Origin of the sequence: Rhodobium gokarnense (assembly GCF_025961475.1) — a bacterium.
GTDB classification, from domain to species: domain Bacteria; phylum Pseudomonadota; class Alphaproteobacteria; order Rhizobiales; family Rhodobiaceae; genus Rhodobium; species Rhodobium gokarnense.
In genome coordinates this window covers 240842-254543 of sequence record NZ_JAOQNS010000005.1, presented here as the reverse complement: position 1 = coordinate 254543, position 13702 = coordinate 240842, and the positions used below count along the sequence as shown (strand labels likewise).

The following is a 13702-nucleotide window of genomic DNA, read 5'->3' as shown; positions in this document are numbered from 1 at the left end:
CAGCTTGATGGAGAAGACACTTTACCGGTTCATCTGGCGCCATAGTGCGCGGCGCCAGATGGTCATTCTCCTTTTGACCGTCGTGTCTTTTCCGATCCTCTACCTGTCGTTGGAACTGCCGAAGCGCATCGTCAACGACGCGATCCAGGGCACCGACTTCCCGCGCGAATTCTTCGGCTTCGAATTCGGTCAGATTCCGTACCTGATGCTGCTCTGTCTGGCGTTTCTGAGTCTCGTCGTCCTCAACAACGTCGTCAAGTTCACCCTCAATATCTACAAGGGCCTGACCGGCGAGCGCATGCTGCGGCGCCTGCGCTATACGCTCTACGAGCGGATGATGCGCTTCCGCCTGCCGCATTTCCGCAAAGTCAGCTCCGGCGAGATCATCCCGATGATCACCGCCGAGGTCGAGCCGCTCGGCGGCTTCATCGGCGACGCCATCGCCCAGCCGGCCTTCCAGGGCGGCACGCTGATTGTCTACATCACCTTCATCTTCGCCCAGGATCCGCTGCTCGGCGCCGCCGCGATCTCGCTTTATCCGATCCAGGGCTACATCATCCCGAAGCTGCAGAAGAAGGTGATCCGCCTGCAGCGCGAGCGCGTCAAGAACATCCGCAAGCTCTCCGACGGCATCGGCGAGAGCGTTGCCGGCATCACCGACATCCACGCCAACGCCACCTCCGCCTGGCATCTGTCGCACCTTGCCGGCGCCCTCTACACGAACTTTCAGATCCGCTACGACATCTTCAAGCGGAAATACATGATCAAGTTCGTTAACAACTTCATGAACCAGCTTCCGCCCTTCATGTTCTATTCCATCGGCGGCTATCTGGTTATCAACGGCGACATTACCTTCGGCGCCCTCGTGGCCGTGCTCGCCGCCTACAAGGACCTTGCCGGTCCCTGGAAGGAACTCCTCGACTACTACCAGAACCTTGCCGACATCAGCGTGCGCTACCAGACCGTGGTGGAGAATTTCGATCCGCCCGACCTGATGCCGCGCGAACGGCTCGGCATTGCCGACGAGGCCGTCAGCGGCCTTGAGGGCGACCTGCAGTTCTCGAGCGTCAACCTTTCGACCGGCATCGCCGGCCAGGAACTGCACGACGTCTCGCTCACCGTGGCGCCGGGCGAGGGGCTGGCCATCGTCGGCGGCGAGGGCAGCGGCCGGCCGGAGCTGATCGAGCTTGCCTGCGGGCTGGTCGAGCCCACCACGGGTCGCGTGCGCGTCGGCGAGGCGCGGCTCGACGAGCTGTCGGAAACCGTGCTCGGCCGCGATACCGCCTATATCGGGCCGTCACCGCACATCTTCACCGGCACCGTGCGCGACAACCTCGTCTACGGGCTGCGCCACCGGCCGCGCAACCACATCACCGACGAGGAAGACTTCGACGACGTCGAGCGGACCCGGCGCCAGGAGGCGGAGCGTACCGGCAACATCCATTTCGACATCGACCAGAAGTGGGAGGACCTCTCCGTCCTCAGCATCGACAGCGACCACGAACTCGATGCCATCGTCGTCCGGCTCGCCAACGGCGTCGGGCTCGGCGCCGACATCTACCGCATGGGCCTCCACGCCTTCCTCGATGCGGACGAGAACCCGGAGACCGTCGCAGGCATCCTCCAGATGCGCGCCGCCTTCGCAGAATGCATCGGCACCGACCCGGACCTGCAAGGCCTTGTCGATCTGTGGGACGTCGACCGCTTCAACGCCAACGCGCCGCTGGTGGAGAACATCCTGTTCGGCGCGGCGCGCGACCGCGCCATGGAGATCGACGAGGTCGCGGCCGATCCCGACGTTCTGGAGATCCTCGACGAGGCGGGGCTGCGCGAGACGCTGATCGGCATCGGCATCGACATCGCCGAGGTGATGGTCGAACTCTTTGCCGAGGTCAGCGGCGACAGCGACCTCCTCGGCGCCGACAGCCTGATCCCGGCGGAGGAACTGCCCGCCTACGACACGCTCCTGAAGCGCATCAAGGCGAACGGCCGCGAAAGCCTGAAGGCGGCGGAAAACAGGAAATTCATCGGCCTTGCCTTCCGCCTCGTTCCCGCCCGCCACCGGCTCGGCGTCATCGACGACGACAAGGCCGCAAGCATGGTCGCCGGCCGCAAGGTGTTCCGCGAGAACGCAGAGCGGCTGGCCGGGCGCTACGTCGCCTTTGCGCCGGACGCCTATGCGGAATCCCTGTCGATCGAGGACAACATCATCTTCGGCAAGCCGCGCCTCGACCGCCGCGGCGCCCGCGAGGAGATCGAGCGGCTGATCGGCGACACCGCCGATCGCCTCGGCCTGCGCGACCACATCGCCCATGCCGGTCTCGACTTCGAGGTCGGCGTAGCCGGCTCGCGCCTCTCCAGCGGCCAGCGCCGCCGGCTGAGCCTTGCTCGCGCGCTCCTGAAGCGGCCGAAGATCATCGCCTTTGAGGACGTCGACAACACGCTGGGCGACAATGTGGGCATGCTTCAGACCATACGCGAGCGCCAGAAAGGCGCTATGATCCTGGCCGGCAGTTCCAGACTTGACCGGGTCGCGGGGTTTGAGCGCATTCTGTTGATGCGCAACGGGCGCATCTGCGCCGACGGCGATGTCGAGACCGTCCGCAACGCGATCCGCGACCTCGGCGCGGCGGAGGTCGAGCAATGACCGTTCTGCGGGGGACGGTCGCAATCATCGGGACCGGGCAGGGTGTCGGCCTTACCCCCGGTCAATCAGGCGAGAGCGGAAAAGGGGATATGTTGTGACGCTCAATGCCGAAGTCGAAGCGCTCCGCAAGGTGCCGCTGTTCAGGAAGATCGATACGGCCAAGCTGCGCCTTCTGGCGTTCATCTCCGACCGCGTCACGGTGCGCGCGGGCGAGGACCTCTGCCGCCAGGGCGAAAGCGGCGATTCCGCCTTCATTGTGCTCGATGGCGAGGCCGACGTGCTGGTCGAGACCGATCAGGGCCTCAGGAAAGTTGCCGCAGTTGCCACCAACGACATCGTCGGCGAGATCGCCATCCTGTGCGACGTGCCGCGCACGGCGACCATCCGCGCCACCACCGAGATGGCGATCCTGTCCATCAACAAGGACAATTTCCTGAAGCTGCTGAAGGAGTTCCCCGACATCGCGCTTGAGGTGATGCGCGTCCTCGCCGCCCGGCTGGAGCGCACGACACGGGACCTGGCGGACCTGCGCTCGGCCACGGGTGGCAATTGAGCGATGGCGGGGAGAGCATGACGGGACGCAATGCCAGGACGTTTCTTGTCCGCCTGTGGGGCGTGCGCGGGTCGATCCCGGCGCCCGGCGCCACCACGGTGCGCTATGGCGGCGAGACCACCTGCATGGAGGTGCGCATCGGCGAGCGCGTGCTGATCATCGACTGCGGCACGGGCATCCGCCACCTCGGCGCCGCCCTCGGCCGAGAGGGCGTCACCGACGTCGACCTCCTCCTCACCCACACCCATCTCGACCATGTCTGCGGCCTGCCGTTCTTTGCCCCTGCCTACGACCCGGACGTCCAGGTGCGGTTCTGGGCCGGACATCTCGGCGCGCAGGAGGGGACGCTGGAGGACGTCTTGAAGCGGATGATGTCGCCGCCGATCTTCCCGATGTCGGTATGCGGGCTGACGGGCGTGACCTTCAATGCTTTTGCACCGGGGGACCGGCTGCCGCTCGGCGGATCGTTCGCCGTCGACACCATGCTCCTCAACCATCCGGGCGGGGCGATCGCCTACCGCATCTCCTGCGACGACCGGGTGTTCTGCACGGTCACCGACCACGAGCACGGCAATCCGGAAATCGATGCGCGGCTGGCGGACTTCGTCGCCGGCGCCGATGCCATGATCTACGACACCATGTACACCGAGGAGGAATATGCCAGCCATGTCGGCTGGGGCCATTCCACCTGGGAAAAGTGCCTCGACCTTGCCGAGCGCGCCGATGTGCGCATGCCGATCCTCTTCCACCACGATCCCGACCGCACGGACGAAGAACTCGACCGGCTGGCCGACATCATCAAGAAGCGCCATGGCGGCGCCATGATCGCCCATCAGGGGCTGGAATTGTCGCTCTGAAGGAAGGGCGGATGCGGCATCTGCGGGGCGCTCGACGGCGAGGCGCCGGATGCGTGCTGTGCCCCTGCTGACTGGGCCGGCATCGATTTCGCCGGGGCCGGCCGCGCCGGGAGCTGGCCGGAGGCGCGCAGCACGAAGCCGATGACCTCGGCGACGGCGCGGTAAAGCTCCTCCGGGATCGTATCGTCCAGTTCCACCGTGCTGAGCGCTTCGGCGAGCGGCTCGTTTTCTTCAACGGGAACGTCGTGCTCTTCGGCGGCCGCCAGGATCTTTTCCGCAAGCTCGCCGCGTCCCTTGGCGGTGACCCGCGGGGCGGCGTCGGAGCCCTGCTCATATTCCAGCGCAACGGCGAGGCGGGGTTTTTCGGTCTCGCTCATGTCTCGGTATCCACATGGGTGCCGGCGCCGGGCGCACCTGCCGGAAAGTCCGGCGTGCCGGTATGGACCTGGACTTCCTCCACCCCGAAGGCGCCCTCGGAAAGCGCGCCGCGCAGGTCGCCGAGGGCGCCGCGCAACAACTCGCTGGTCTCCTCGCGCTCGGCAAAGACGGTCACCGAGACGTCGCCGTCGCAGAGCGCCACCTGGCCGTTGATCGCCCCCATCGGCTCGAAATCCATGGAGAACTGGACCCGCCAGACCCGGGCTTTGCCGTTCTTGCCCTTCTTCTCGTCCCGGGCGATGCGGAACTGGGCGATCGGCGTCTGCCGTCCGAGGGCGAGCGGGATCTCGAACGTCCAGTCATGGCCGCGTGCCGCCTGCACGGGTCCCCCGTCATCGTCGGCGCGCGAGGCGAATTGCGACAACCGCACCCGGTCGAGCGCCGCATTGGCCTGGGAGAGCAAGGCGCGCATCGCCTCCGTGCCGGTCGAGGAGGAGGTGAGGGATGCCGCCGCCGCCCGCTGGCCGACGGGCGTGCCGGCCTTCCTCGGGGCGCCGGGACGGGCGCCGGGCTTCGTTGTCGCCGCAACATTTGCCGCCGCGTCGGCGCCGAGCCAGGTGGTGAGCACGTTGCGCAGCACCATCAGCGCCGACTTCATGTCGCCGGAGGCCGCAGCGGCCTGGCCGCTGGCGAGGTGCGCCTCCTGGAAGATGCCGGACGACTGCACGGCAAGCCGCATCTGCTCGCCGGTCACCGGCGCGTTGGCGGGTAGTCTCAGGCCGAGAAGCTGCTGCACGGCCTTCATCACCGGATCGGGCAGCGTATTGCCGCCGTGGGACGCAACGGCCGAAAGGTTGGCAAAAAGCGGCGCCAGGCTGTCCTGGCGTGAGGCGGCGGTGTGGACCATTTCCGAAAGCGCCGCCCGCGCCGCCGCGTCCGCCGAGGGGGGAAGCGGCGTGCTGCCGGCAAGCGTCGCCGAAGCCGCGGGTGTCGCAGCGCCGGCCGGGGCCGCTCCGGCCGCTGCGGTCTGGGGTGCCGTGCCGGTCGATGGAGATTGCCCGGCCCGGGCCGCATAGGCGGCGGCCTGCTGCGCGGCCTGCGTCAGATTGGGCGTCGCGTTTGCCTGCGGCAGAGGCGCCTGGCCCGCGGGCGCCGGCGCCGGTTGCCCCTGGGCCGCTTGCGGGACCGGACCCTGCGGCAGCGGCGGCGCGCTGTTGGCCTGGGGCGCCCCGGTGGGCGCTGCGCCGGACGTTGCGACGTTGGCTGGCGGAACCGCGCCGGCGGTGGTAGGCGTCGCTGGCGTTGCCGCCGTCTGACCTGCCGGGGCTGCAGTCGGTGCGCTCCCCCCCGGCGGCAGCGATGCGCCGGAGCTCACGACCTGCGCGATCGCACCCGGCGGAACCGTGCCTGGCAGGGGCGTCTGAACGGCCGTCGCGGCGCCCGGCAGCGGCGCTCCGGCCGGCAAGGGCGCCGGATAGCCGCCGGGCTGCGGCACCTGCGCGCCCGCTGTCGGGACTGTGGGCGGCGCGGTCGGCGTGCCGGTCGGTGTCCCCGTTCCGCCGCCGGGCAGGCTCGGTGCCGGCTTGGCGTCGGCATGCAGGACCAGCTTGACCTGTGACCCGGCGCCCTCGATCTGCAGCATCAGGCGGGTGCCGACTTCGAGCGGCACGGTCGGTTTGACGGAGAACTGGCCGTCCCGTGTGGCAAGGCGCACGGAGCCGTCCTCCCGCACCTCCACGACGCGGGCGGCGATCAACTGGCCGCCTTGCGCTCCTGCCGCGCCGGCCTGGGCCGAGACGCTGACAACGGGCGCCGAGCGCGGAGCAAAGCTGGTAGCGGGCACGCGCGACATCCCTTCTGAACGGAACGTTTCACAATAGTTAATGAAGAATAACTTAAGAAAAGCTTATCCCCCGCGCGAGAAAAGCGCATTTCCGGGCCGATTTTCACGTCCTATCAAAGCCACGCGATCCGCCGAACCGGCGCTGTTGTCGGCAGCGAAGCTGTACTACCGTGGCCGCTGACATTTTTGGGGACAATGACGGCCGGTGATGGTCAGGTTCAGGAAAGCGTTTCGCGAGCTCGGCGAGGACATCCGCGAGGGAACCGTCTCGGCGGAGGGGATGCCCGAGCGCGTTGCCGAAGACATCCGCCGCCGCGAGGCCCAGGCCGAACGGCTGATCGGTTGGGCGCAGCTTTCCGCCGTCGTCTTCTTCTCCGTCCTCTACGCGATAGCCCCGCGCGCGGAGGGCGCCACCGGCTTCAACTTCGTGCCCTTCGCGCTTTCCGGCTATTTCGTCTTCACCGTGCTCCGGCTCTGGCTCTCCTACCGCTTCATGCTGCCGGCCTGGTTCCTGTTCCTGTCGATCGTCGTAGACGTGGCGCTTCTGATGGGGCTGATCTTTTCCTTCCACATCCAGTACATGCAGCACCCGAGCTTTTACCTGAAGGCGCCGACGATCCTCTACGTCTTCCTGTTCGTCTCGCTGCGCGCCCTGCGCTTCGATCCACGCTTCGTGCTGACGGCGGGAAGCGTCGCCGCGCTCGGCTGGGTCTGCCTCGTCGGCTATGCGGTGTTCAGCGACATGGGCGAGATGAAGATCACCCGAAACTATGTCGAGTACCTCACCAGCAACGCCATCCTGATCGGCGCGGAGATGGACAAGATCATCGCCATTCTCGGCGTCACCGCCATCCTCGGCGTCGCGCTCCTGCGCGCCCGCGGGCTGCTCTTTTCGGCCGTCCGCGGCAGCGCCGCCGCCCGCGACCTCCGCCGCTATTTTGCGCCGGAAGTCGCCCGCTCCATCACCGATGGCGAGCGCGAACTGGCGATCGGGGAGGGGGCCCTGCGCGAGGCCGCGATTCTCGTCGTCGACATCCGCGCCTTCACGCCGACGTCGGCCAGGTTGGCGCCGAACGCTGTCATGCGCGTGCTCGCCCGTTACCAGGCCGCGGTGGTACCGGCGATCGAGGCCCATGGCGGCCGCGTCGACAAGTTCCTGGGCGACGGGGTGCTTTCCACCTTCGGCGCCCTGGAGCCGTCAAAGACCTGCGCCGCCGACGCGCTGACTGCCGCCGTCGCGGTGCTTGCCGCCGTCGATGCCGAGGCCGAGGCGTTCGCCGCCGAGGGCTGGCCCGGCCCGTTCCGCATCGGCTGCGCCGTCACCGCCGGGCCCGTCACCGTCGGCATCGTCGGCGTCGACGATCGCCGCGAGCACACCGTCATCGGCGATCCGGTCAACCTTTGCGCCAAGCTGGAAACCGCCAACAAGATCGAGGGCACGCGCGGACTGACGACGACAGTCGTCCTCGATCGCGCTCGCGCCCAGGGCTTCGACGAGGCAGCATTCGGGGCTCTCGGCGGAGAAGTTCGCGAAGGACGGCAGGTTGCGGGCGTTGCCGACCCGCTCGACCTCGTCGTCATCGCACCGGAGATCATGACGGCGACCGTGACGCCGGCCGCATCCGATCCCGCTCCCCCCGAGCCCTCGCGCCTTTCGACTTGACCGCGGCGGCGGGCGCTGAATACACCAGTCACAGGAACCCGCGACGGGCGGGCAAGAACGGGGGGAGGCCATCATGAAACTCGGATCGGACATCAGCGCGGTCGTCACCGGCGCCGCCGGCGGCCTCGGCGAGGCAACGGCACGGACGCTGGCGGCAAGCGGCGTCAAGGTCGCCGTCTTCGACGTTGCGGAGGAAAAGGGCCGCGAGGTCGCGGACGCCATCGGCGGCATCTTCGTCAAGGTCGACGTCAGCTCCGACGACAGTGTCACGGCCGGCTTCGAAGAGGCCCGCAAGGCACACGGCCAGGAGCGCATCCTCGTCAATTGTGCCGGCATTGCCCCGGTCGCCAAGACCACCTCCAAGGGCAACCCGCACCCGATGGACATGTTCGAGGCCGTGATCCGGGTGAACCTGATCGGCTCGTTCCGCTGCATGGCCCACGCCTCCACCGGCATGGCGACGGCGGACCCAATCACCGCGGACGGCGAGCGCGGCGTCATCGTCTCCACCGCCTCCGTCGCCGCCTTCGACGGCCAGGTCGGCCAGGCCGCCTATGCGGCGTCGAAGGGCGGTATCGCCGCTCTGACGCTGCCTGTCGCCCGCGACCTGATGCAGTCCGGCATCCGCGTCATGACCATTGCGCCCGGCATCTTCCTGACGCCGATGCTGATGGCCCTGCCGGAAAAGGTCCGTGACTCCCTCGGCGACCAGGTGCCGTTCCCCTCGCGGCTCGGCCAGCCTGAGGAATACGCCGCCCTCGTCAGGCACATCTGCGACAACGAGATGCTGAACGGCGAGACCATCCGCCTCGACGGCGCCCTCAGGATGGCGCCGCGGTAAGACACCTCCAACACGTAAAAGACCTGCCAATGACCCCCGAAATCCCCGGCATCCGTCCGATGCGCACCCTTGTGGCCGCCATCCTGCTCCTTGCCGTCTCCGGCCCGGCGATCGCCCAGACCGAGACGACCGAGACCGCCCAGGAGTACCGGATACGGGCCAACCGGGAGATCCAGGCCCTGAACGAGAATGCCAAGCTCGTCTGCCTGAAGGCGAAGGCGTTCCAGACGGCCTTCGACGAGGACAGGCCCGCCCTGGAGGACGAGGCGCTGAAGACGCGCCAGGAGGAGGTCGAGGCCCTCAACGCCGGATGCGATCGCCTGACGGCCGAATATGAGGCGCGGCGCACAGAACTGCAGGCCGACTACGAAAAGCGCTACGGCACGGGACAGTAGCGGGTCCGGGCTTGCGGCGACCCCGCCGTCCGACAAGGCCCGCGCACGGAACAAATCCCCCTCTGGGCTGGTTCCGCCCATATGGAAACCTTCCGCGCAGTCATAACCAACCCGATTTTCGTCAGCGTCTGGGCCGTCCTTGCGGTGGCGAGCGTCATCGTCCTCATTCGCGACCTGCAAAAGAACAATTCCCACCTGATGTCGCTGATGAAGGTGGTCTGGGTGTTCACGGTTGCCTATTCCGGGCCGCTCGGCCTTGCCATCTACTGGTTCACCGGCCGCAAGGAGATCGGCGACGACCATCTCTGGCGCCGCGCGTTCCGCTCCGTCGCCCACTGCTATTCGGGCTGCGGCATGGGCGAGATCATCGGCGTCGTCATCACCGCCGGCATCCTGTCGCTCTCCAACTGGTGGATTGCCGGCACGACCTTCGTGCTCGCCTATGTGATGGGCTATGCGCTGACCGTCGGCCCGCTGGTCCAGGACGGGGTGCCGTTCGGAACGGCCATGCGCGATGCGCTGCTCTCGGAAACGCCGAGCATCGCCGTCATGGAGGTGACCGCCATCGGCACCGACCTCCTGGTCGGCGGCCGGTCGGGCATCACCGAGACGCTGTTCTGGTCGGCGATGATCCTGTCGCTCACCTTCGGCCTCATTGCCGCCTATCCGGTCAACGTCCTTCTCATCCGCTACGGCGTCAAGGAAGGCATGATGGACCCGCGCAACACCCACCACGACCATGGCGGTGGGCACGGCGAGGGCCACGGGCACCACGGATCCGAACACGCCGGTCACGGCGCCCATTGACGGCCGGGCCGCTAAGGCCGCCCGGCGCAGGCACGGGACCTCAGCCGATCAGTAGTGCCACTCGACCCACTGGCCGCGATCGTTGGTGGCGAAATAGAGGCTGTTGCCGACGCAGTCGTTGGCGTTGATGTCGTAGGCGATCCAGGCGTGGCCGACGAAGGTCTGCTGGCTGTACCGCTGGCCCGGGCGCAGGGTCGCATATTCCACCCAGCGGCCGCGGAAATTGATCCAGTAGAGCTCGACCGGGCTGTTCAGGCTGTTGATGAAGCGGATCTGGGTCGATCTGTCGGACGGCCGGGATTGGACCGTGCGCGGCTGCGGGCAATGGCGCCCCCGGAGCGGGCGAATGCCCTTTTGAACCCGGATGATCGGAGAGGCGTCCGGCGCCGGCGCAATCGTCTGCGCGCTCGGGCCGCCGAGGAAGGCCGCAACGATCGTTGCCCCGATGACAGTGAGCATGGTTTCGTCTCCACGAAGGTGTTTTTCTTTGCGAAAGGTAGTCGGTAACCGGTAACCGCACGACCTTCTCTTCCGCCTGGCCGGCACTCCCCAGGTATTGCGGCCGCAAAAGACGGTTCCCGCGACCGCCGCCGGCCGGATTGGCCCAAGCGCCGGCAAGTCGGGCACCCTTGAGAGGAACGCATGACCGGGCGACGGGGTGGCCGATACAGTGTGCGGCCTCAAGAATTACTTTGCGAAAGAGAAGCAGAAATGCGTAACACTGGAAGTGTGCTTGATGGCTCACTCCTTTCTCTAGCACGGAATTTAGCTCCCGAAAATAATTGTATACGTAAGATTTATTTTTCGTCAATAAAGGATTTTTGAGGACTTGGTTGAGGGAGCGGCAAGGCTCGCCGGATAGGTGTTTTAGAAATTTCTACTTTAGGAATGCCCGCCCTAACGGGCTCTGCGCCACGCACCTGCCAGGAACAAGCGGCAACGAAAAACCCGGCCCTTCCATCGGCGGGAAGGACCGGGTTCGGCAATTTTTTGCATCCGGCGGCGAGTGGCGTCGCCGGAAGGCGTTATGCGAGGCTCAACTGCTGTAGGGCCATTTCCAGTCGCGGATCTCCGGCATGTCCTCGCCGTATTTGTGGATGTACTCGGTGTGCTCGATCAGCTTGTCGCGCACGAACTGCTTGAGGTACGCGGCCTTGGAGCCGAGCCCCGGCACCCGGTCGATGACGTCGGCGACGAGGTCGAAGCGGTCGATGTCGTTGAGCACCGCCATATCGAACGGCGTCGTCGTCGTGCCTTCTTCCTTGTAGCCCCGCACATGCAGGTTCTTGTGGTTGGTGCGCCGGTAGGTCAGCCGGTGGATCAGGTACGGATAGCCGTGATAGGCGAAGATGACCGGCTTGTCGGGGGTGAAGAGGATGTCGAACTCGCGGTCGGAAAGGCCGCTCGGATGCTCTTCCTTGGGCTGCAGGGTCATCAGGTCGACGACGTTGATGACGCGGACCTTCAGGTCCGGCAGGTGCTGGCGCAGAAGGTCGACCGCGGCCAGCGTCTCAAGCGTCGGCACGTCGCCGGCGCAGGCCATCACCACGTCCGGCTCGCCGTCCTGGTCGTTGGACGCCCAGTCCCAGATGCCGATGCCGGCGCTGCAGTGCTTGATCGCAGCATCCATCGACAGCCATTGCGGCTGCGGCTGCTTGCCGGCGACGATGACGTTGATGAAGTCGCGGCTGTTCAGGCACTTGTCGGTGATGTGCAGGAGCGTGTTGGCATCGGGCGCCAGGAACACCCGGATGATGTCCGCCTTCTTGTTGACCACGTGGTCGATGAAGCCCGGGTCCTGGTGCGAGAAGCCGTTGTGGTCCTGGCGCCAGACATGGGACGTCAGCAGGTAGTTCAGCGACGCGATCGGCCGCCGCCACGGGATCTCCTTGCTCACCTTCAGCCATTTGGCGTGCTGGTTGAACATGGAGTCGACGATGTGGATGAACGCCTCGTAGCACGAGAAGAAGCCATGCCGGCCCGTGAGGAGATAGCCCTCGAGCCAGCCCTGGCAGGTGTGCTCCGACAGGATCTCCATGACCCGGCCGTCCGGCGCCAGGTGGTCGTCCTCCGGCAGCGTCTCGGCCATCCAGGTCCGCTCGGTGACGTCGAACAGGGCGCCGAGCCGGTTGGAGGCCGTCTCGTCCGGACCCATGACGCGGAAATTGGCGGTATCGAGGTTCTGGCGCATCACCTCGGCGAGGAAGTTGCCCATCACCCGGGTCGATTCCGCCATGGTGTGGCCGGGCCGCTCCACGGCGACCGCGAAGTCCCGGTAGTCCGGCAGGCTGAGGTCGCGCAGGAGCTTGCCGCCATTGGCATGCGGGTTCATGCCCATGCGCCGGGCGCCCTCTGGCGCCAGCGCCTTCAGTTCCGGCTTCAGGTCGCCGCTCTCCTCGAACAGCTCCTCCGGCCTGTAGCTGCGCATCCAGGATTCCAGGAGTTCCAGATGCTGGGTGTTGTTGATGACGTCGGAGAACGGCACCTGGTGCGAACGCCAGTAGTCCTCGGTCTTCTTGCCGTCGACCTCCTTGGGGCCGGTCCAGCCCTTCGGCGAGCGCAGGATGATCATCGGCCACAGCGGCCGGGTCGTGTTGCCGTTGTTGCGGGCGTCGTCCTGGATCGCCTTGATCTCGTCGGCGATGCTGTCCATCGTCGCCGCCATCTTCTGGTGCATCTCTTCCGGGTCCGAGCCCTCGACGAAATAGGGCTTGTAGCCGTAGCCGACGAACAGGCTGTCGAGCTCGTCGTGGCTCATGCGGGCGAGCACCGTCGGATTGGCGATCTTGTAGCCGTTGAGGTGCAGGATCGGCAGAACGGCGCCGTCGGTCGCCGGATTGAGGAACTTGTTGGAGTGCCAGGCGGTGGCCAGCGGGCCGGTCTCGGCCTCGCCGTCGCCGATCACGCAACAGACCATCAGGTCGGGATTGTCGAAGGCCGCGCCATAGGCGTGCGACAGGGCGTAGCCGAGTTCGCCGCCCTCATGGATCGAGCCGGGGGTCTCGGCGGTCACGTGGCTGCCGACGCCGCCGGGGAACGAGAACTGCTTGAACAGCTTCTGCATGCCGACCGCGTTCATCGGCACGTTCGGATAGAGTTCGGTGTAGCTGCCTTCCATCCAGGTGTTCGCGACCAGTGCCGGGCCGCCGTGGCCAGGCCCGGAAATGTAGATCATGTTGAGGTCGCGCTGTTTGATGACCCGGTTGCAGTGCACGTAGATGAAGTTCTGGCCGGGCGTCGTGCCCCAGTGGCCGAGCAGCCGCGGCTTGACGTGCTCCTTGGTCAGCGGCTGTTTCAGGAGCGGGTTGTCGAGCAGGTAGATCTGGCCGACGGAGAGGTAGTTCGCGGCTCTCCAATAGGCATTGATGTTGCGGAGCTCGTCTTGCGCGAGCGGCTCAAGGCTGCGTGTTACGGCATCCATCATGGGGCTCCTTCTCGTCGTCAGGCCGCACGCGCCGGGATGGCGGGCGGTCCTTGGCCGCGGCCCCCTTGGGAAAGGGCCGGGCGATCGTTCTTCAGCGGGCGGGCGCCGGCGATGCATACGCCATCGCTCGGGCGGCCAGCACGGATCCTTGGGCAAATCCACGCTTGTCCGGTTGATCGCACCGCCCTTGGGACGCGACATCGGGCGGGTTTTAAAACAGCCGATTCTTACTTTTACAGGCTCAGCTTTTCTTTTTTGCGACGATCCTGCCGGTGTCGAAGGTCAGTTGGCATC

10 protein-coding genes and 1 pseudogene are annotated in these 13702 nt (G+C 66.5%); 7 read left to right on the top strand and 4 right to left on the bottom strand.

Annotated features, from left to right (window positions below):
* Positions 1 to 7 precede the first annotated feature (7 nt).
* The 3 genes from M2319_RS10885 (at position 8) to M2319_RS10875 (ending at position 4057) form a co-directional block, all read left to right on the top strand.
* Entirely contained in the window at positions 8 to 2647 is a 2640-nt protein-coding gene (locus M2319_RS10885; RefSeq protein ID WP_264601482.1) for an ABC transporter transmembrane domain-containing protein, read from the top strand.
* 94 nt (positions 2648 to 2741) lie between these two features.
* Positions 2742 to 3200: a cyclic nucleotide-binding domain-containing protein gene (locus M2319_RS10880; protein WP_264601481.1), complete on the top strand. Its 459-nt coding sequence runs from the start codon at positions 2742 to 2744 to the stop codon at positions 3198 to 3200.
* Between the two features lie 17 nt (positions 3201 to 3217).
* Positions 3218 to 4057, top strand: a complete 840-nt coding sequence (locus tag M2319_RS10875; RefSeq protein WP_264601480.1) for an MBL fold metallo-hydrolase — start codon at positions 3218 to 3220, stop codon at positions 4055 to 4057.
* A gap of 107 nt (positions 4058 to 4164) precedes the next feature.
* Here M2319_RS10875 and M2319_RS10870 read toward each other — a convergent pair.
* Positions 4165 to 4434, bottom strand: a pseudogene (locus M2319_RS10870) (EscU/YscU/HrcU family type III secretion system export apparatus switch protein); the annotation flags it as partial.
* Entirely contained in the window at positions 4431 to 6278 is a 1848-nt protein-coding gene (locus M2319_RS10865) for a flagellar hook-length control protein FliK (protein WP_264601479.1), read from the bottom strand. The pseudogene M2319_RS10870 and the gene M2319_RS10865, both read right to left, overlap by 4 nt.
* 208 nt (positions 6279 to 6486) lie before the next feature.
* On the opposite strand from M2319_RS10865, the gene M2319_RS10860 reads away from it, so the two are divergent.
* The 4 genes from M2319_RS10860 to M2319_RS10845 all read left to right on the top strand — a co-directional run bounded on the left by M2319_RS10860 (position 6487) and on the right by M2319_RS10845 (position 9984).
* Entirely contained in the window at positions 6487 to 7941 is a 1455-nt protein-coding gene (locus M2319_RS10860; RefSeq protein ID WP_264601478.1) for an adenylate/guanylate cyclase domain-containing protein, read from the top strand.
* 73 nt (positions 7942 to 8014) lie between these two features.
* A complete protein-coding gene (locus tag M2319_RS10855) occupies positions 8015 to 8782 on the top strand; it encodes an SDR family NAD(P)-dependent oxidoreductase (protein ID WP_264601477.1) in 768 nt (255 codons plus the stop codon).
* A 29-nt stretch (positions 8783 to 8811) separates the two neighbouring features.
* On the top strand, positions 8812 to 9177 hold the full coding sequence (locus M2319_RS10850; protein ID WP_264601476.1) for a hypothetical protein: 366 nt from the start codon (positions 8812 to 8814) through the stop codon (positions 9175 to 9177).
* Between the two features lie 81 nt (positions 9178 to 9258).
* A complete protein-coding gene (locus tag M2319_RS10845) occupies positions 9259 to 9984 on the top strand; it encodes a DUF4396 domain-containing protein (RefSeq protein ID WP_264601475.1) in 726 nt (241 codons plus the stop codon).
* A gap of 48 nt (positions 9985 to 10032) precedes the next feature.
* Here the strand turns inward: M2319_RS10845 and M2319_RS10840 are convergent, their stop codons facing one another.
* Together M2319_RS10840 and M2319_RS10835 are read right to left on the bottom strand one after the other, a co-directional pair.
* Complete coding sequence (locus M2319_RS10840; protein WP_264601474.1) at positions 10033 to 10443, bottom strand: VHL beta domain-containing protein; 411 nt, start codon at positions 10441 to 10443, stop codon at positions 10033 to 10035.
* A gap of 577 nt (positions 10444 to 11020) precedes the next feature.
* Entirely contained in the window at positions 11021 to 13405 is a 2385-nt protein-coding gene (locus tag M2319_RS10835) for a phosphoketolase family protein (protein ID WP_264601473.1), read from the bottom strand.
* Between the last annotated feature and the right edge of the window lie 297 nt (positions 13406 to 13702).